The 18,289-nt window shown below is 43.0% G+C and carries 17 protein-coding genes; 5 read left to right on the forward strand and 12 right to left on the reverse strand.

Translation table 11 applies throughout. The annotated features are described in order from the left end of the window. The first annotated feature begins 45 nt into the window (after window positions 1-45). Complete coding sequence (locus HWQ47_RS19445; RefSeq protein WP_269967688.1) at window positions 46-624, forward strand: ankyrin repeat domain-containing protein; 579 nt, start codon at window positions 46-48, stop codon at window positions 622-624. A gap of 51 nt (window positions 625-675) precedes the next feature. Here HWQ47_RS19445 and HWQ47_RS19450 read toward each other — a convergent pair whose 3' ends face one another. Together HWQ47_RS19450 and HWQ47_RS19455 are read right to left on the reverse strand one after the other, a co-directional pair. Next, complete coding sequence (locus tag HWQ47_RS19450) at window positions 676-2,310, reverse strand: endonuclease (protein ID WP_269967689.1); 1,635 nt, start codon at window positions 2,308-2,310, stop codon at window positions 676-678. A gap of 534 nt (window positions 2,311-2,844) precedes the next feature. Then, window positions 2,845-4,164 carry a coproporphyrinogen III oxidase family protein gene (locus tag HWQ47_RS19455; protein ID WP_269967690.1) on the reverse strand — a complete coding sequence of 440 codons (1,320 nt, stop codon included), beginning with the start codon at window positions 4,162-4,164 and terminating at the stop codon, window positions 2,845-2,847. 432 nt (window positions 4,165-4,596) lie between these two features. Here HWQ47_RS19455 and HWQ47_RS19460 point away from each other — a divergent pair, with 432 nt between their 5' ends. Continuing rightward, a complete protein-coding gene (locus tag HWQ47_RS19460; RefSeq protein WP_269967691.1) occupies window positions 4,597-5,097 on the forward strand; it encodes a GNAT family N-acetyltransferase in 501 nt (166 codons plus the stop codon). Between the two features lie 42 nt (window positions 5,098-5,139). On the opposite strand, the gene HWQ47_RS19465 is transcribed toward HWQ47_RS19460, so the two are convergent. Next, the gene (locus tag HWQ47_RS19465; protein ID WP_269967692.1) at window positions 5,140-6,735 is read right to left on the reverse strand and encodes a methyl-accepting chemotaxis protein; all 1,596 of its coding nucleotides are present in this window, start codon (window positions 6,733-6,735) and stop codon (window positions 5,140-5,142) included. A 373-nt stretch (window positions 6,736-7,108) separates the two neighbouring features. Here HWQ47_RS19465 and HWQ47_RS19470 point away from each other — a divergent pair, with 373 nt between their 5' ends. Then, on the forward strand, window positions 7,109-8,926 hold the full coding sequence (locus tag HWQ47_RS19470; RefSeq protein ID WP_269967693.1) for an alpha-1,3-galactosidase-related protein: 1,818 nt from the start codon (window positions 7,109-7,111) through the stop codon (window positions 8,924-8,926). 123 nt (window positions 8,927-9,049) lie between these two features. On the opposite strand, the gene nqrF is transcribed toward HWQ47_RS19470, so the two are convergent. From nqrF to HWQ47_RS19505, 7 genes are all read right to left on the reverse strand, one after another. Continuing rightward, window positions 9,050-10,267, reverse strand: coding sequence for an NADH:ubiquinone reductase (Na(+)-transporting) subunit F (nqrF, locus tag HWQ47_RS19475; RefSeq protein ID WP_269971798.1), 1,218 nt, complete (start codon window positions 10,265-10,267; stop codon window positions 9,050-9,052). A 77-nt stretch (window positions 10,268-10,344) separates the two neighbouring features. Next, window positions 10,345-10,953, reverse strand: a complete 609-nt coding sequence (gene nqrE, locus HWQ47_RS19480; RefSeq protein WP_269967694.1) for an NADH:ubiquinone reductase (Na(+)-transporting) subunit E — start codon at window positions 10,951-10,953, stop codon at window positions 10,345-10,347. Between the two features lie 9 nt (window positions 10,954-10,962). Next, window positions 10,963-11,586 carry an NADH:ubiquinone reductase (Na(+)-transporting) subunit D gene (locus HWQ47_RS19485; protein ID WP_269967695.1) on the reverse strand — a complete coding sequence of 208 codons (624 nt, stop codon included), beginning with the start codon at window positions 11,584-11,586 and terminating at the stop codon, window positions 10,963-10,965. 1 nt (window position 11,587) lies between these two features. Next, complete coding sequence (locus HWQ47_RS19490) at window positions 11,588-12,358, reverse strand: Na(+)-translocating NADH-quinone reductase subunit C (protein ID WP_269967696.1); 771 nt, start codon at window positions 12,356-12,358, stop codon at window positions 11,588-11,590. A 2-nt stretch (window positions 12,359-12,360) separates the two neighbouring features. Then, window positions 12,361-12,498, reverse strand: coding sequence for a hypothetical protein (locus HWQ47_RS19495; RefSeq protein WP_269967697.1), 138 nt, complete (start codon window positions 12,496-12,498; stop codon window positions 12,361-12,363). Further along, window positions 12,488-13,702 carry an NADH:ubiquinone reductase (Na(+)-transporting) subunit B gene (locus HWQ47_RS19500; protein ID WP_269967698.1) on the reverse strand — a complete coding sequence of 405 codons (1,215 nt, stop codon included), beginning with the start codon at window positions 13,700-13,702 and terminating at the stop codon, window positions 12,488-12,490. The genes HWQ47_RS19495 and HWQ47_RS19500 overlap by 11 nt, the downstream gene beginning before the upstream one ends. 91 nt (window positions 13,703-13,793) lie before the next feature. Continuing rightward, entirely contained in the window at window positions 13,794-15,155 is a 1,362-nt protein-coding gene (locus HWQ47_RS19505) for a Na(+)-translocating NADH-quinone reductase subunit A (RefSeq protein ID WP_269967699.1), read from the reverse strand. A 413-nt stretch (window positions 15,156-15,568) separates the two neighbouring features. On the opposite strand from HWQ47_RS19505, the gene HWQ47_RS19510 reads away from it, so the two are divergent. Next, window positions 15,569-16,762 carry an Nramp family divalent metal transporter gene (locus HWQ47_RS19510; protein WP_269967700.1) on the forward strand — a complete coding sequence of 398 codons (1,194 nt, stop codon included), beginning with the start codon at window positions 15,569-15,571 and terminating at the stop codon, window positions 16,760-16,762. A gap of 16 nt (window positions 16,763-16,778) precedes the next feature. Here HWQ47_RS19510 and HWQ47_RS19515 read toward each other — a convergent pair whose 3' ends face one another. Next, window positions 16,779-17,222 carry a hypothetical protein gene (locus HWQ47_RS19515; RefSeq protein WP_269967701.1) on the reverse strand — a complete coding sequence of 148 codons (444 nt, stop codon included), beginning with the start codon at window positions 17,220-17,222 and terminating at the stop codon, window positions 16,779-16,781. A gap of 58 nt (window positions 17,223-17,280) precedes the next feature. Between HWQ47_RS19515 and HWQ47_RS19520 the strand changes: the two genes are divergently transcribed. Continuing rightward, window positions 17,281-17,457, forward strand: coding sequence for a hypothetical protein (locus HWQ47_RS19520; RefSeq protein ID WP_269967702.1), 177 nt, complete (start codon window positions 17,281-17,283; stop codon window positions 17,455-17,457). Window positions 17,458-17,527: 70 nt separating this feature from the next. Here HWQ47_RS19520 and HWQ47_RS19525 read toward each other — a convergent pair whose 3' ends face one another. Further along, entirely contained in the window at window positions 17,528-18,247 is a 720-nt protein-coding gene (locus HWQ47_RS19525) for a pseudouridine synthase (RefSeq protein WP_269967703.1), read from the reverse strand. Window positions 18,248-18,289: the final 42 nt, after the last annotated feature.

An 18,289-nucleotide genomic window follows, 5' to 3' on the forward strand; every position in this document is an offset into this window, starting at 1 on the left:
ATACAATCAAATCAATGGTATCGTTTTCTAATCGAGGTCTAATTAATGCTTAACTCACTGTCACTGAAATCAGTTTTTGTTTTGCTCAGTGCTAACTTAACAGCAAGTGTTTTCATCTCTTTGCTCTATGTCTCTTATTCACTAGCAGAGCCTGTTAAATTTGAACACGTTCAAAACAATGAGCAAGTAGAACTTGCCTCTACTGACAAGGATTTGAATAAACAGACCCAGTTGCTCATGGACTACTTCTTTGCCGCTGCCAGAACCGGTGATGTCGAGGTGTTAACCCACTTTATCCAAGCTGGATTTCCCGTCGATCAACGTAACGCACAAAGCTATACCGCGCTTATGGTTTCGGCCTATAACGGTCAGGAGCAAGCAACAACGGCTTTGCTCGAACAAGGTGCCAATGCATGCCTGCAGGATAAACGGGGGAACACAGCAATAATGGGCGCAGTGATCAAAGCAGAGTTTTCAATCATAAAGCAGCTTTACAGCCAAGAGTGTGACACTGAAATGACCAATAAATCTGGTATGTCACTTGACGATTTTGCCAGCTACTGGGGCCAAAGTGACAAGCTAAGAGATGCTAGCTTGGCGACTAAACAACAAACGCAGCCATAGGGTTGCGTTTGTTAAAAAACAGATTATATATCGTGATGTCACCTTAGCGATTTAAGGACAAGAACTCGCGTATATATCACTGGCCCAAGTGCTGTTATCGATAAAGGGATTACGATTGGTCTGCCATTCGAAAATACGGTTATTACGACGGCGCTCCCAATCACTGACAGGATCTTGTAAATGCCAGCTAAGCAAGGTACAAAGATCACCAAGCAAAGGCTGGCCAGTGCTTGTCGTCCCATTGGCAATGCTTAGATCTGGTGTGCCACTGCTATCATTACCTTCATACCTGACATCCATATAAAAAATCATACGCGCCACGTCACCCTTAACTTCATCTTTTGGCTCAAAACTATCAGAGTCAGTTCTGTTACCCGGCGCTTCAGATATTTCACTGCCGCCCATGGCAAAATCCTTATTACCTCGGCTACCGTTCACAGAGACATCTGAGGGACGTAGATGGTGCATATCCGTATAAGCGTGTTTGCCACTACTAGGGAAACCATGACTTTTAGCCCAAACATGCTCACGGTTCCATGCATCGGGTGAGTTACTCATGCCTGCACGATTGCTTTTCGGCTCAGAGCGGCCTGTGTATAGCAAAATCACGTTATTAGTATTGGCAGGATCTTCATCGGCATAACCCAAGCCATCCCAAACTTGGCTATAGCTGAAACGCGTATGGGCCTTAATTTTGCCATTAAGACTCGATTTTAATGCTGCACCTGTCTTACCTATGGCATTGGCATAATAGGTAGCATAGACATAGTCACCATTATCTCCACCAGAACCATCTCCTCCTCCGCCATCACCACCACCACTTCCTGCGGTGTAATTCAGCACTAAGCTCACTCCGCTAAAAGATTGGTAGGCTTGAATATTAACATAATAACGCCCGGCAACGGGATTGGTCACAGCGCACTGCTCATTATTACCCGTAAGGTAAGGAGCACAATCATAAGTATTCAATGTGGGTTCACTGCCTTGACGCAGATAAAGATCGGCATCACCTGTTCCCCCGCTCAGGATCACACTCACCTGCGTGGCACCAGCTGGAAGATCGGCAATATACTTAAGCGTCTGGCCTATACTTGCATTTAACCCTGTTTTAGCTTGGCCATTACCCAGTTGGTTATTATCCCCCCCTCCTCCATCTCCATTACCACCACAGCTTGTGGTTAAAGAGCCTGCACCTGGATCGCCAGCGTTATTACTGGCCGCCCAATCCGCCTCAGATTGAGTATTGATAGCTGTGGTGCGATGCAGAGATACATTACGCACATTCAACGACCAACCACTTATCCCGCCTTCCCAGGCCACAAGATCAACCTGCTCAGCGCCTTTTTTCAATCGAACAAAATCTCCTGAGTTACCCAGCGCTAGTGGCATAGGGAATTGATCTGGCGTAGCATTAAACAGATTGTTAAACCCAGATTCATTTGCTGCAATGGTAAAGTAAGCTCCCGACGCTAAATTGCCCTGTAGGTTATAACTGCTATTGTTATCACTGATTTGATATTGACTCAGATCAACGCTACTGCACCCTGCATTAAACAGCTCAACAAACTCCTCGACACTGTCATTATTAGGTGCGTCATATAAGACTTCACTAATCAATAGATTAGCATTGGCACTGAATGCCAATGCTGACAGCAGTGCGACCATAGATAATTTTGATATTTCCATCGTTAATATCACCCTTAGTTTTACGGTTATTAATTCAGCATCGATACCAAAACAGCTCCAAGATTCAGCAGATTGAAGTGGCTAAAGCATTCTGAACTGACCCCATGCTCTTCATCCATATTGATGAATTTAGAAAAGCACATGTAGCATACTAACCATACAAGGTTGCAACTTGAAACATTTAAAAAATACAATGTAACAAAAAGTGAGGATGTATATATAACGAGCAGACGTTCAAGATTAAATTAAATGAGATAGAACTCATTTAATCTCATTATTCAGTCATATAAAATTGATATGCTAGCAGATTAATTTATGTATAAGGATCAAGTATGCCAAATTCACAGTTTAAAACGGATTTCCTTAATCTATCTAATAAAATATTCACTGTGTATTTTGGCATTAACGCTTTACGGTAAACAGTGTGGTAATTATTGTGTAACAGACAGTTAAAAGATAATTTTCGGTGATCAATCTGCCACATTTTAAGCTCTTACTTCGCCAATATTTACATCAACGATTAAATAAACAAATCTACGCCATCTCGAACTCAACGTTTTTATAAGATAAAGGCAGTTCTCTTGCTTGCTCTCTCAAATAATCCATTCCCGAGAGGAAACCCGTGAACATCTTAAGGGCTATGAACTGTCCCTTTTCGGTAGTAATGTAATGCTTACCCTGCTTTTTAATGGCTCCCACCCCAAGCAGATAACTCATCTCTAACGGGAAAGCTTGCCATAAAGTTTTACCCGTATGGCTACTGAAAATCTGATTATCGAGACGTCCATGGCCCATCATTATCATTAAATGATGTTGCAGTAGTGCACTATTTTCAATATATTTAGTATAACAAGTGCCATTTTTTTGCTGTTTTATCCGCTCGATATAATCTGGAATATCAAAGCTTGAAATCCTGAACTGCTCACCAAATCGTCCAAAAGCTCCTGAACCAACACCTAAACAGTCTTCACCATCGAGTACATATTTGTTCTCTACAGGCTGGCCGAAATTACGGCTGAAGGTCCAAGGAAAATCCATCAAATAACGACTGCTAAGCGCCTCTTTTACCGCTAGAAATTGTGGCCACAACTCATGTGAATGTCCAGCGAGACAACCCGCCTTTTTACGGTTTTGTCCTATGCCAATCGTCAGTGGATAGGTGGTAATTTGATCGGGATGTAACCTGACCGTCTGGGCAAGATCCCAATGAATAGATTCAGGAGTCTGTACTTTAAAGCCATACATCATATCCAAATTAACGGTCGGGAAGATGTCGATAGCACGACTCACATAATCCGCCTGTTGCAGACCAGAACCAAACTTCTCAAAACGTCCACTGGCTTTTAAAATTTTGTCATCAAAACTCTGCACACCTATGGACATACGATCAACTAAGCCATTAAGCAGCTCAGGATGTCCCTCTTTAAAATAGATAGGATCACTCTCACAAGACACTTCTCTAATTTGAGTCAGGCCTTTAATCATCTCTATGGTTTTAATCAGTTCATCTTCTAATATGGTCGTGGTTCCCCCGCCAATATAAACTCGATTAAAACGATAACCTTTAGCAATAACTTCGCGGATCTCCTGCCGCAACGCTTTAAAATACTCCCTAGCCAAGGGCTCACTAAATTTTACTTTATGAAAAGAGCAAAATCGACACAAGGTGTGACAGAAAGGAATATGGATATATAAAGTTTCTATCGACGTATCAGGAATCAACTCTTCACGGCCACCCAAGGCTAACGGAGACGCATCATTCAAGGACAGTGAGTGTAGTATCGTCCGGTTTATCATCCAATCTAAACTATCAGTGGCAAGTGAAAGATATGCGCTTGAGAGTGATTTTTTCATTACATATTCCCCTACTGTTAACGCAATATCTATGATTAATATCATTCGAAATATTATAGATAAATGAAAACAATACTGAACAGAAAAACAAAGTATGCTCAGATTAATCAAAGCTGGGTTATTAAAATGATACATAAGCGAGGTATTGGATATTATCTGTTGAATTTCACCAAATTTGTCTATTAGCGCACATTCTTCAACTCTATGAGGGAATAGATTAACGATGACAAGGAACTCGTGACTATTTACCTATCGATTACTTAGTATGCTAAATTAACTATTTTCATGAAACTGAGTGCGTTAAACCTTTATTAGAGCTATGCCTGAGCAAGGGCTTGGACTAAACAGACCAAATTATGTTCAATAATGGTATAGTGTGTATTGATAAACAGAAATTAGAGGGCTTGATTACCTCAATAAGGAGAGCAAGCTTTGATTATTACCGAAACTGAACGACTCATATTACGCCGCTTCACCGCGGAGGATAAACATGCAGTTTTTCAATTAAATAGTATTCCAGAGATATTAACCTATATCCCAGGAGAGCCAATGTCGTCGGTTGATCAAGCCGAACAGATCTTAAACGACCTTGTCTTTCCTGGTTATGAAAAATTTGGATTTGGTCGTTGGGCAGTTGAGCATAAAGCTGATAACAAGGTGATCGGATTTTGTGGCCCCACATTTGTTCAGGAGTTTAATGAGGTTGAACTGGGTTATCGCTACCTTCCTGAATATTGGGGAACAGGAATAGGCTTTGAAGCAGCAAACGCCGCACTTGCGGTAATACCAAGCTTTGATGTTGACCATGTAATCGCCCTAATTCTATTAAGCAACAGAGGCTCAGAAGCGCTGGCCAGAAAAATAGGCATGACGGAACGAGGTCGCGACAGTTTTATGGGGCATAAAGTAAACGTATTCGAGAAGCAGCTTTAGATTTCAGTTGCAGAAATCTAAAGCACTATTGCTACGACGCACTTAAACAGCCTTAAATCCAACTCTAAAGCCGCCCCAATGTTTGCCTTTTACGAAAATAGGGACAGAAAGGTCGTGCATCACTTCCCCTGTATCTCGTTTATAGGTTTGCAATAAAACAGCCTGTGTATGCTGTCCACAGCGAATTCCTGTCGGATCATCAAACAGCCGCTTGGTACGATTATTAACGACATCTATTTCGACTCTACCAGTTAACTTTCTACTAAAACACAGGTTATGGGTCGGAAAATAGCCCTTCATATCCACACATCCCGCATACACTATCTCTTTGTGAATGCCGAGTATGGGTTCCTGAATCCCTGGAAAGTGGAGATCTGTGTAAGCATCAAACTCGGTTCTGTACTTCACAGGTTTAGTGTTCGCTATGGGCTGATAATGGGGAGAGAACAGCGCTCGCTCCTTAAACGTCCCCTTATCTAATCCTAATTCCAATAGTGCTCCGCACCGTTTGGCCCCCTCCTGAGCCTGTTTGAGTACGCTTTGATCTAAGGTCTGAGTATCGAAACTTGCCAGCTCAGTGAACACCACTTCTGTGGTCTTAGATAAGCCGAATGCTTGTTCTGATACCTTAATGCTTTGCGCAGCCGTACTTTCTAGCGATTCACGTATCTGACCTACAGAGTCTGAGATCTCATGGGTGGTATTGGTCGACTCTTTGAGTGCCTCCTCCATCTGGCTCAATGAGTCGGCTGATTGCGCTACCGATAAGGAGATTTGGTTAAAGCTTACATCTAGCCTTGCCATCACATCTACCGTTTGAGAAGTTCGGCTCACGACTTGCTCCATCAAAGCCGAAGTACGATCAGTTTCATCGCTGACCTCAAGCAGCATTTTAGCTATGTCACTGGTTGCTTGTGCCGTTTTACCTGCCAGATTGCGAACCTCATCGGCAACCACAGCAAAACCACGGCCCTGCTCACCTGCCCGTGCCGCTTCGATCGCCGCATTAAGCGCCAATAAGTTGGTTTGCTCAGCCACTGAATTAATCAATTCTGTAATATTTTGAATACTTTGTGCTTTCTCTTTTAATGACTGAACTTGACTAGCCGCGGTATTAATATCCAAGCTCAAAGATTCTATTGTATTAACGCCCACTTCAGCTTGAGCGCGCCCCTCAACACTGAAACGTTCAGCATCTTGCGCCTGCTGTAAAATGCGCGCCGCATTGTCACTTAGCTCACCAGTCGTCACACTTAACTCTTCTGCAGCCACTGAGATCTGACTGGCACTCTGGCCATTTTTATCAATAGAAAGATTGAGTCCGTCAATGAAGTGAGAGACTTCTGCCGCACCTATCGCAATCTTACTGGTGTGCAGACTTATCTGTTTAGCTGCCCTGTTAACCCGCTCAGTTTCAGCGGTTTGAAGTTGAGTACTCTCTACTTGATGTTCTCGACGATCTGCCCAGTGAAAACTCCCCCAGATACTCAAGGTGCCAACGAGGGCAATAAGCAAACTAGATAAACCTACATTTAACTGCCAAGGCACGCTTTCTAGCAGTAAACTACTAAGTAAAATAGTAAGGAAAATAGCAATTACTCGGTTTAATTTTAGATTTTTCTTTATTTGTTTAGCCATAGTTCACCAAGAGTTTTGCTCACTATCCATCAGCGTTGATAAAGAGATCAACACTCATTTATTGTCATCTCTTATAGTGTGCAAATTTTCATCTATTGGGGATTAGACTTTAGTCGCCTCTAACCAAAGCATCAAAAAATGGTGACTTTGACACAAAACAGGCTTTTTAAGCAATGAGCATCCATAGGTATTTAACTTTGTCAGGATAACTGACTAAGCTTAAATCGTTTGATAACAGCCAATTATATTTACAAACTACCATATCGCCACACCTTCATTGGTTAATGAAATGTAATGTTTCTTTCTTCTTAGTTATAAAGTAGTATAAATATTACTTATTAAATTAATTCCCCTCCTCGGATAAGAGATAGAGATGATGAAGTTTTTGTTACCCTTAGCGCTATTGATTGGTTGTAGCGTTTTTACTACCGACAGTGGAGCTGTACAGACTATCAAATTATCCCCTACGGCAGATGACATGACACCTGTGGTGCGTAAGGCACTGGCAGCAGTAAAGGATGATGAGTTAAAAATTGTATTTGAAGAAGGGATATATACTTTTTTACCTGATTATGCAGAATCTGGTTATAGGGTGATAACCAATCACGGTAATGGCGTAAAAAAAGTGATTTTCTCTCTAGAAGATTTCTCCTCAGTTGAAATTGAAGGTAATGGTGCAGAGCTAGTTTTTCATGGTCAAGTCGCCCCTTTTCAGTTTTACCGTAATAACAAAGTTTCAGTCAGTAACTTGTCTGTTGATTGGGATACGCCTTTTACCTTTACAGCTGAGGTAGTTGCAGTGAATCGTAAACAAGGCTGGTTGGATGTTAAACCTTTGCCAGGTATGAGTTTTAAGCTGGCTGGACAGAAAATCCTTTTCCCTAATATCGATGGTTTTAATTATCAATATTTAGGTTCAACCCTGTTTTTTGAGCCTGAGAAAAAGAAAGTGGTGCACGGCGCCTGGGATATTCACAGTAAACCCAGCAAAGTGGAAAAACGCACTGATGGTGTGCTGCGAATTAATGAAAAACTGAAATATTATCCACCAGTAGGCTCATGGTGGACATCAAAAGGGGATCGACACAACGACCGTTATGCTCCCGCTTTTCAAGTTCGCAATTCAAAAAATATACGCTTTAAAGATGTGGTGGTTCATCACGCATTAGGGATGGGATTTTTATTTGAACGCTCTGAAAACATTAAATTAATATCAAGTGGCGTCTATCTGCGAGATAAAGAAAACGGTAACCGAGTTATATCCTCCACTGCCGATGCGACTCATTTTGCCAACTGTAAGGGCGATATACTGATTGAAGACAGTCGTTTTGAAAACATGCTCGATGACGGTGTTAACGTACATGGTACCTATGTTGTTGTCGATGACTTGCTTGATAGCCATACGCTACGAGTAGAGCTCAAACATTTTGAACAACAAGGTTTTCAATTTGCTGTACCAGGGGATGAAGTGTGGTTTATTCACCAGCCCGATGTTCATCGCCGTACGGTGAATGAAGTGAGCGCCGTTGATACAATTAATGAGCAATATATACAGCTGACATTTAAAAAACCTTTACCCGCTCAACTCAAGACTGGCGATTTACTCGAGAACAAAACATGGAACCCGACATTCACTCTGCGCGATAGCTATATTGGCGATCATAGAGCCAGAAGTATTGTATTAAAAACCCCGAAGAAAGTGTTAATAGAAAATAATCACTTCTATTCCATGATGTCCTGTATTTTCTTTCGTGGGGAAAGTTTTTACTGGTATGAATCAGGGGCTGTTAACGATGTCACTATTCGTCAAAATAATTTTAATAACTGCGCTCACTCAGCTAAAGAACATGCGGTTGTCTACATCACTCCACGTTTGGGAAAAACCTTTGATGACACTCTATATTTCGACAGCAACATTCGTTTTGAAGACAACAATGTCACCACCTTTGATAATCGAATTATATGGGCCGACAGAGTAAACGGTCTAGTGATAAAAGGTAATACAATCACTAAGACCAAGGATGCTATGACCCCCTCTTTGCATGCCGATGCGCCAGTATTTGAATTTACCAATAGCAAGAATGTAGAGTTGATAAATAATCATTACTCCGGTGACATAGAAGAACTGCTCAAAACCGATGATGCCTCCCGTGCAACCCTTAAAAATGATGATTCGATTATCGAGAATTAACCATATCACTGTGATAACGAAATCCCACACCTCACTGTTTCGGATTTCATTCAAAAAACGCAGCCATCTGGCTGCGTCTCCTATTAACTATCTCATTTTCTGTTTCTGTTGCTAGTCTGAAGACTAGTCACCAAAGTCATCTAACAAGATATTTTCTTCTTCCACGCCGAAGCTTTCAAGCATGCTGATCACGGAGGAGTTCATGATCGGAGGTCCACACATGTAGAACTCACAATCTTCTGGTGCCTTGTGATTCTTAAGGTAATTCTCAAACAGCACATTATGGATAAAGCCAGTGTATCCAGTCCAATTATCTTCCGGAAGCGGCTCCGACAAGGCCACGTGCCAAACAAAGTTATCATTTTCAGCAGCCAACTTATCAAAATCTTCCTGATAGAATACTTCACGAGTTGATCGCGCACCGTACCAGAAGCTCATCTTACGCTTAGTCTTCTCACCTTTAAGTTGGTTAAAGATATGAGAACGCATAGGCGCCATACCCGCACCACCACCAACAAAGATCATCTCGGCATCGGTTTCTTTAACGAAAAACTCGCCAAATGGGCCAGAAATAGTGACCTTATCACCCGCTTTTAAATTAAAGATATAGGATGACATCTTGCCCGGTGGCAGTCCTTCCGATGGAGGCGTAGCAATACGCACGTTGAGCATGATGCGACCTTTCTCATCTGGGTAGTTCGCCATTGAGTAAGCACGCAATACATCTTCATCGACTCTTGAGACCAACTTAAACAGATCATACTTATCCCAGTCACCACGGTACTCTTCAGGGATATCAAAATCACTGTAGTTCACCTGATGCGCCGGCGCTTCGATCTGAATATAACCCCCAGCTTTAAACTTGACATCTTCGCCTTCAGGTAGTTTCAGTAGCAACTCTTTAATAAAAGTGGCCTTGTTATCGTTTGAGATAACCTCACATTGCCACTTCTTCACGCCGAAGATCTCATCCTCTACTTCAAGTTCCATGTCCGTTTTCACGGCAACCTGACACGCCAAACGACAGCCCTCTTTGGCCTCTTTCTTAGTAATATGATCGCGCTCTGTCGGCAAAATATCACCACCGCCAGATTTAACGATAACGCGGCACTGACCACATGTACCACCGCCACCACAGGCCGATGGGATAAAGATCTCCTTGTTTGCAAGTGCACCTAATAACTTATCACCCGCCGACGTAGTAATGCTTTTTTCATCGTCATCATTGATGCGAATCGTGACATCTCCCGTGGAGACCAGTTTACTTTTGGCGAATAAAATCACCATAACCAACACACTCACAACGAACGTGAACATGCCGATACCAATTGCCATTTCCATCGAATCTACCTTTTCTATCATTCGTATTCTTTAAGCCATGCTCTCTATAACAGGAGTTATCAATAAGAGAGAGTGACTTAAATAGAAATACCTGAGAAAGCCATAAAACCTAGTGCCATCAAGCCCGTCGTGATAAAGACAATGCCTATCCCTTGTAAGCCTTCAGGAATCGCATGAAACTTCATTCGTTCACGCAAGCCTGCCAGCATCACAATGGCCATTGCCCAACCAAAACCAGACCCCGCGGCAAACACCACCGACTCACCTAAGTTGTAATCACGGTTAGCCATGAAAATAACACCGGCGAAGATGGCGCAGTTTACGGTCAGTAGTGGTAAGAAGATCCCTAATGAGTCGTAGAGACTTGGGATGTACTTATCCAAAAACATCTCCAGAATCTGTACCAGCGCAGCTATCACACCGATAAAAGTAATCAACTGTAGGTAGCTCAGATTCAGCTCAGGATATCCAGCCCAAGCCAGTGCGCCAGGCGCAAGTACATTGGCGTAGATGATTTGGTTAATCGGTACTGCAATCATCATCACTGCGATAACGGCCACACCTAAACCAAAGGAGGTTGACACCTTCTTAGATACGGCAAGAAAGGTACACATGCCCATAAAGAAAGACAGCGCCATGTTGTCGATAAAGGCTGCTTGAATAAACAGATTAATGTAATGTTCCATATATCTTCCTTAACCTCGTTTACGTTGGATAACGTTAATGGACCAGATCATTAATCCAATGAGGAAAAACGCACTTGGAGGGAGTTTGAACATCTCATTGGCGAGGTACCAACCGCCGTTTTCAACGGTTTGTAGTACTTCATAGCCAAACAAGCTGCCGCTACCAAGAAGCTCACGCACAAAGGCAACGCCAAGCAAGATCACGCCATACCCCATCGCATTGCCTAAGGCATCAACGACCGCTAGGTGTGGCGGATTCTTCATGGCAAAAGCTTCGGCTCGACCCATGATGATACAGTTGGTGATGATCAGTCCGACAAAGACTGACAGCTGACGAGACAACTCGTAAGCCACGTCTTGCAGCACCATATCAACAATGATCACTAAGGATGCGATCACGGTCATCTGCGCAATAATACGCACGCTGTTTGGGATGAGCCTACGAATAGAGGAGATGATCAGGTTAGAGAACACCAATACGAAGGTCACAGCTAAGGTCATCACCAAAGCCGTTTTCATTGAGTTACTGACGGCCAACGCCGAACAGACCCCAAGCACCTGCATAGCAACAGGATTATTGGCAAAAATAGGACTCGTCAGTATATCGCGAGTGGATGTTGTATGAGTGCTCACCTTAAACCTCCGAAGCTTTTAACTTGTCAAAGAAGGTTTGATAACCTTCTTTGCCGAACCAAAACTGGATCGAGCGCTGGACACCACGACCGGTCATCGTTGCGCCGCTGACGGCATCAACACTATGGTTGTCACCCTCTTTTACGCTACCTTTAACAACTTTTATCGCCACATTGCCTTTCTCATCAAAGATCTGCTTATCACGGAATTTATCCGTCCACTCAGGATCATTAAGGAAATCACCAATACCAGGAGTTTCACCGTGCTCGTAAATAACCAAGTTTTCTATGGTGTTCATGTCAGGTTTTACTGCCACAAAGCCGTAAAGCATTGACCATAGACCTTTGCCATAAACAGGTACCACTAAACTTGCCAGCTCGCCCTTATCATCAAGAACCTTAAATACGCGTACTTGATTAGCTCGGGATTTAATTCTGGCGGTGTCTTTCTTTGGTTTGATTGAGGTCTCGGGATTGATGGACGCCATGCGATCATCAAAATCCATCACATTGCCTTCAGTGCTCACCACACCGGTGTCGAGTTCCACAAGCATAGGGATAACCGAGGTTTTGAATATTTCGCGGAAATCTTTATCACCGCTAATATCAACGTCAGCAGCTATCAACACATAACGTTGAAGCTCATCGCGTTTTTTGACTAACTTACGTTCTTTAAGCAGCTCAGCGGTGCCAGTGATCATAAATGAGCACAGTAAACAGAGCGTAACGGTAAAGATCATCGTTCCGACAATGGTATCTTTCTTAAAGGCCATACTTACTTAACCCCTACTTTATCTTGATCCGATGTATTTGAACGACCATACAAAAGGTATTCAAATATTGATGTCCAGATGTTGGCAACCTGAATCGCCAACATGCCTGCTGCAGGTGCAACTTTGTTGTTAGAGGGCATGGCGTTTCAATCTCCGCTTGATGTTCGCTTGCGCAACAAGATAATCAAAAATAGGTGCCCACAAGTTAGCGAATAGAATGGCTAACATGATGCTTTCTGGCATTTTTGGATTTATCACGCGGATAAGCACGGTCATAAAACCGATCAACAAACCGTAGGCTACTTTGCCTTTACGTGTGTATGAGGTCGTCACAGGATCGGTGGCCATGAACATCATACCCAACGCGAAACCACCGGTAACCAAATGCCAAGTCCATGGCATAGCAAACAGGTCATTCTTAGTCGAACCAATCAGGTTGAACATGATGGCAGTCAACACCATACCTAACATCACACCGGCAACAATGCGCCAGTCAGCTAAGCGGCTTAACAGCAATAATCCACCACCAATCAATAGAGCTAATGTACTGGTTTCACCAATGGCACCAGGCGTAAAGCCTAAGAAAGAGTTCCACCAATTAGGATCCTTAAACGCATCAAACCAAGCGTAATCGACAAAGCTAATTTTGCCCGCAGCGGTTTGCGCTAATGTTGTCGCCCCTGAGAAACCATCGACAGCCACAAGTTGACCTACGCTGGCAACTTCGGTTGGGTAAGCAAAGAAGATAAACGACAAACCCGCTAATGCTGGGTTAAGGAAGTTATATCCCATGCCGCCAAAGAGCTCTTTCGCTATCACAACACCAAAGGTAATACCCATAGCAACAATCCAAAGCGGGGTTGATACAGGCAAAATCAAAGTAAATAGCAGTGCGGTAACAAAGAAGCCTTCATGAAGCTCTTGACCACGCACCTTAGCAAACACCATCTCCCAAAACAGGCTCACCAACAGCGCAGTAAGATAGATAGGGAAATAGAAGCTCAAACCATAGAGGAACAAACCAATCAATCCGGTTTGTTCAGTTAAGCCGCCGGAAATAAGGTTGAATAAACCTAACTGCCACACATTCGGTGTCGATAAGCCAGAAACAACGGCAATTTGCGCCTGTAATCCCAAGTTATATAGACCAAATAGAATTGCTGGCAATAAACACAAGCCCACCATAGTCATGGTACGTTTCACGTCAATGGCATCACGAACATGCACTTTACCTTTAGTGCTACGACCATTAGCAATCACAAGGGATCTAAGATAGCCCTTCATCGCCTGACCAGGAGCATAATAGTCATCTTGTAAATCAGGCTTATTATCCTTGGCACTCATCAAGCTTTCCTCTCAATAGATACTTTTAAAAGCCCAGGCACATTCATTAATGACCCCAGTAGATCAGGGCTATTGTTAGCGTTAAAACTCATCACCCTTCCCTCTCAATAATATCTAGGCAAGCACGCAGCTCTTTACCAAAATCGTATTTGCCGGGGCAGACGAAGGTACAAAGTGCTAAATCTTCCTCATCCAATTCTAAAGCGCCTAACTGTTGTGCTTCATCGGTGTCACGAACCACAAGATCACGTACTAATAGGGTTGGCAGAATATCAAGTGGCATCACGCGATCCAGTTGACCAAAAGCCATCATGGCGCGAGCAGAACCACCGGTATGAGTTGTCATATCAAACAGCTTCTTCGCACCTTTAAAGCGTGAAGTCACTGCACGAGTGATAGAGAATTTTTCAGAACCGCCGCGCACCCAAGAAAGAAGCTCATGCTGAGCATCTTCAGTCAGTGCCGAGATCTGGTTGTGGAAACGACCTAGGTAATCATGCACACCCGTTGCAGTGTGTCCTGACAATACAGAACCTGATACCACTCGAGAGAAGCCAGGCTTAAGTTGGTCATTCACAATCTCACTTAACTCAGCGCCCAATTGGGTACGAATTAAACGAGGATTAATCACATTAGGGCCTGCCAGTGACACAACGCGGTCAGTGCATAACTCACCGGTCTGGAATAGCTTACCGAAGGCAATAACGTCCTGATAACCTATGTGCCAAACTTGACGCTCCAGACTCACTGGCAAGGTGAAGTGAATATGAGTGCCCACAAGACCGGCCGGATGAACGCCCGCGAACCGTTTAGTTTCAACTTGTGAAAAATCATTACCTGGTAATGCGCCACCACTATCCTGACACAAATACACTTTACCTTGGGTCAAACGTGTTAATGCCGCCATACCAGTAGCAAAGGCATCGGTATGCTCAGCAATAATAATGCGCGGGTCTGCAGCTAAAGGATTGGTGTCTATTGCAGTAACAAAAATGGCAGCAGGAGACGTATCAAGCTGAGCTAAGCGTGAAAATGGACGTGTACGCAGTGCTGTCCACAAACCACTATTGACTAAGTTTGCTTGTACCAGTTCGCGACTTAAGCGAGACACGTCTTTGTGGGCTTCAAATACCAGCGCTTCATCACCGTGACACTTGATCACAACGGATTGTAATACGCGGCGCTCACCACGGTTAATCGCGATGATTTCACCACTTGCTGGCGCAGTAAAGAAGACGCCCGGTGTCTTTTTATCTTCGAAAAGTGGTTGGCCTTTTTTGACCAGATCACCTATCTCAACCATCATAGTAGGTTTTAAACCGATATACTCTTCACCGAGAAGTGCGACATGAGAGGCATGGAACCTCTCTTCAATCACTTGTTTAGGCTCACCGGCTATGGGCACATCTAGCCCTTTTGTTACTGTTTTTATCTGGTCTTTAAACTCAGCCATCACAAACATCAACCGTTAAAAAATTGGATGCGTAATTCTAAATGTTTGTTAACATAAGATCCGATAAAGAGGTCACATTCCACCCCGAATCCGTAAGTCACAAACACAATTTCACTCAGTTATGTGACGATAATCACTTAATGCGGTAATGAATTAATCGGTATGTTGTTTTATGACAAAAAAGACAATAATAAGCCTTACTAAATGAGTATGAAGCCAAGCTTAAAAACCCATTTGAAAAATGATATTTTTTATAAACAGTTTATAAGAAGAACATATAATTCATTGCTAGCATTTTGATTCAGATAAGCGCTCTATTGATTGAATGTAATTTAACGACTGAGTCACCACTTCCAATTCTGAACTGCCTATGCAATATTACATTTGTTAAAAACAATAACAATAGATCAACTATGCAGAAACAATTATTCAGAGTTGGGCCTGGCGCTTTTGTTGCTGCTGCGTTTATTGGTCCGGGTACCATCACATTATGTACCCTAGCAGGTGTTCAGTTTGGCTACGGCTTACTCTGGGTAATGTTGCTGGCAATAGTGGCGACTTATACCCTGCAAGAGATGTCTGCTAGATTGGGACTTATTACACAAAAGGGTCTGGCTGCGGTCATTAAGGAGCAGATCCCCTCAGGTTGGCTACGCAATATTACCGTTCTGCTTATCTTTTCTGCCATCGTCATCGGCAATATAGCTTATGAAGCCGGTAACATATCAGGCGCCTCACTGGGTTTGTCAGCCCTATTAGGTCAAGATAGCTTACCTTTTCTGCCTATGTTTATCGGCACTGTATCAGCCTTGCTGCTGTTCATTGGCAGCTACAAGCTACTTGAGAAAGTGTTGATTGGACTCGTGCTCGCGATGAGCCTGTCATTCTTTATCACCGCTCTACTCACTCAACCTAATATAGGTGAAGTATTAAGTGGCTTATTCACCCCGCAAGTCTCGTCTCAAAACCTATTAATGGTGATTGGGCTGATAGGCACAACGGTGGTGCCTTACAACCTCTTTCTGCACGCCTCACTCGTCAAAGAGGTGTGGCATCACCCCAATGAACTTAATCTCGTCAAACAAGACACCTTTATCTCTGTAGGATTTGGCGGTGTGATTTCGATAGCTATCATCATCTGTGCAGCCTCAATACAGGGAGATAATGTGGAAAACCTGCTGGATCTAGCCAAAGGTCTGAATCCCCTGTTCGGCACTTTCTCGACCTTGTTTCTGGGAATTGGTATGTTCGCAGCTGGAATAACATCGGCTATCACAGCACCATTAGCCGCCGCATTTGTAGGTCAACACTGTTTTGGTTGGAAAGCGAACTTAAAAGACTTCCGGTTTAGATTAATCTGGCTAACGGTGATCATCACCGGCGTTACTTGCTCCTCTTTGCAACTTAGGCCAATTGAGATCATTAAGTTTGCACAGATCACCAATGGCTTATTACTGCCGCTTCTCGCGGCTCTTTTGCTTTGGATAGTCAACAAGACACAAGTGTTAGGACAATACAAAAACACACTGATACAGAATCTGTTCGGCGCCATCGTCGTTATTATCACTTTGATGTTAAGTGTAAAAACGCTCTACACTATTATTTAATACCCAGCACAAGTATTTAATATGGCGCGCAAGGCTGTGCGAGTAAATATTCCAGCTCATCTAGCACGGTTAACTTTTTCTCTTTATCGAGCTTATTATACTCATTAAATGCCAGCATCAACTCTGTGGATTGTTGAGTTGAAAAAGAAGCCATCAGAGGGTTAGATAAGCCAGCGTAAAGAGGCATATTTACCCCATCAAATTGATCCGCTGTGATGTCATAACTAAAGCCATTAACGACTAACCAATAATGATTTTCATGCATTAACTTGTTACAGCCATGGATTAGCTCAATATGAGCAGTAGGGAATCTGGCATTGATTAACACACCTAAATAGAGGGATGCTAACTGGCAACAGTTCTTGGGAAAGTGAATAAAGTTTGGTAGCTCAATATTCGCAGCTTCAGCCTCAAAGATCCCCCTAAGTCTCTGACTAAATCGCGTTATTTCTCTCTGCATCTATACTCCTTGTTTTTTGTTCTCACTTTCGTTGTTTCACGAAGGACTAAACCATATTATGGATCATAAACAACCGCTAGCCATGACCTTTTTAGCTCTGGCTGTTAGTAGTAGTTGCATTGCAGCCGATTATCAAGATCTCAACGATATTCCATTCCAAGACAGTCATTTTAAAACCTGTGTATTATCACAAAAAATTCTAAGCTCGATGACTATGAAGTGGATGACGATGTGAAAGTAAACGAATAGTTTAAGAATAAGAGGCTGTTGTTAATGCCCTTTTTACTTTCAACTCATGATAAAAGCTAGCTATATTGCGGAATGGAATCAACTTCATCAGCGGTTAGAAAGCGCCATTGTCCGACCGCTACATCGAGCTTAATCTCACCAACACTTTCGCGATGCAGACCATTGACTCGATTTCCTATACAAGCAAACATCCGTTTCACTTGATGATAGCGCCCTTCAGTAATCGTCAGTAATACTTCATTAGATGAAATAAACTCAAGTTTTGCAGGCAGAGTGAGCGCTTCCTCCCCCTGTAGTTGAAGTCCCTGTTCGAAGCGATTGCGAATATCCGTTGATATTTCTCCTGCTATATCGCCTTCAATGGAATCACGTAAGCGTACCCGATAGACCTTTTCACAGCGGTATTTAGGATTAAACACATTAAACGACCAGCGACCATCATCAGTTATCAAGAGTAAACCAGTGGTGTCAGCATCTAAACGTCCAGCAATGTGCAACTCACTGGTGTTATCCAGTTCTATACAATTAAACACACTCGGGTGATCGCCATCGACATTTGAGCTCAATGTATCGACAGGTTTATGCAACATAATATAGCGAGAAGCGCGCGCAGTAAGTTGCTGTCCATCTAAGGAAATATGGTTATTTTCATGAACCTGAGCCGAAGCACTATTCACACACTCTCCATTAACCTGCACGTTTCCGGCGAGGATCAAAGCGGTAGCCTCGCCACGAGTTAACTCAGTACTTTTACATAGAAATTTATCGAGGCGCATATGGCAACTTTTGACAAAAGTAAACGCTATCGGTTAATAGCT

The organism is Shewanella sp. MTB7 (genome assembly GCF_027571385.1).
In the GTDB taxonomy this organism is placed as follows: Bacteria; Pseudomonadota; Gammaproteobacteria; order Enterobacterales; family Shewanellaceae; genus Shewanella.

What these genes read in the sequence shown, in the direction of transcription:
- HWQ47_RS19445 (WP_269967688.1), top strand. Translation starts at nt 46, where the DNA reads ATGCTTAACTCACTGTCACTGAAATCAGTTTTTGTTTTGCTCAGTGCT.
- HWQ47_RS19450 (WP_269967689.1), bottom strand. Translation starts at nt 2,310, where the DNA reads ATGGAAATATCAAAATTATCTATGGTCGCACTGCTGTCAGCATTGGCA.
- HWQ47_RS19455 (WP_269967690.1), bottom strand. Translation starts at nt 4,164, where the DNA reads ATGAAAAAATCACTCTCAAGCGCATATCTTTCACTTGCCACTGATAGT.
- HWQ47_RS19465 (WP_269967692.1), bottom strand. Translation starts at nt 6,735, where the DNA reads ATGGCTAAACAAATAAAGAAAAATCTAAAATTAAACCGAGTAATTGCT.
- HWQ47_RS19470 (WP_269967693.1), top strand. Translation starts at nt 7,109, where the DNA reads ATGATGAAGTTTTTGTTACCCTTAGCGCTATTGATTGGTTGTAGCGTT.
- nqrF (WP_269971798.1), bottom strand. Translation starts at nt 10,267, where the DNA reads ATGGAAATGGCAATTGGTATCGGCATGTTCACGTTCGTTGTGAGTGTG.
- nqrE (WP_269967694.1), bottom strand. Translation starts at nt 10,953, where the DNA reads ATGGAACATTACATTAATCTGTTTATTCAAGCAGCCTTTATCGACAAC.
- HWQ47_RS19490 (WP_269967696.1), bottom strand. Translation starts at nt 12,358, where the DNA reads ATGGCCTTTAAGAAAGATACCATTGTCGGAACGATGATCTTTACCGTT.
- HWQ47_RS19495 (WP_269967697.1), bottom strand. Translation starts at nt 12,498, where the DNA reads ATGCCCTCTAACAACAAAGTTGCACCTGCAGCAGGCATGTTGGCGATT.
- HWQ47_RS19500 (WP_269967698.1), bottom strand. Translation starts at nt 13,702, where the DNA reads ATGAGTGCCAAGGATAATAAGCCTGATTTACAAGATGACTATTATGCT.
- HWQ47_RS19505 (WP_269967699.1), bottom strand. Translation starts at nt 15,155, where the DNA reads ATGGCTGAGTTTAAAGACCAGATAAAAACAGTAACAAAAGGGCTAGAT.
- HWQ47_RS19510 (WP_269967700.1), top strand. Translation starts at nt 15,569, where the DNA reads ATGCAGAAACAATTATTCAGAGTTGGGCCTGGCGCTTTTGTTGCTGCT.
- HWQ47_RS19515 (WP_269967701.1), bottom strand. Translation starts at nt 17,222, where the DNA reads ATGCAGAGAGAAATAACGCGATTTAGTCAGAGACTTAGGGGGATCTTT.
- HWQ47_RS19520 (WP_269967702.1), top strand. Translation starts at nt 17,281, where the DNA reads ATGGATCATAAACAACCGCTAGCCATGACCTTTTTAGCTCTGGCTGTT.
- HWQ47_RS19525 (WP_269967703.1), bottom strand. Translation starts at nt 18,247, where the DNA reads ATGCGCCTCGATAAATTTCTATGTAAAAGTACTGAGTTAACTCGTGGC.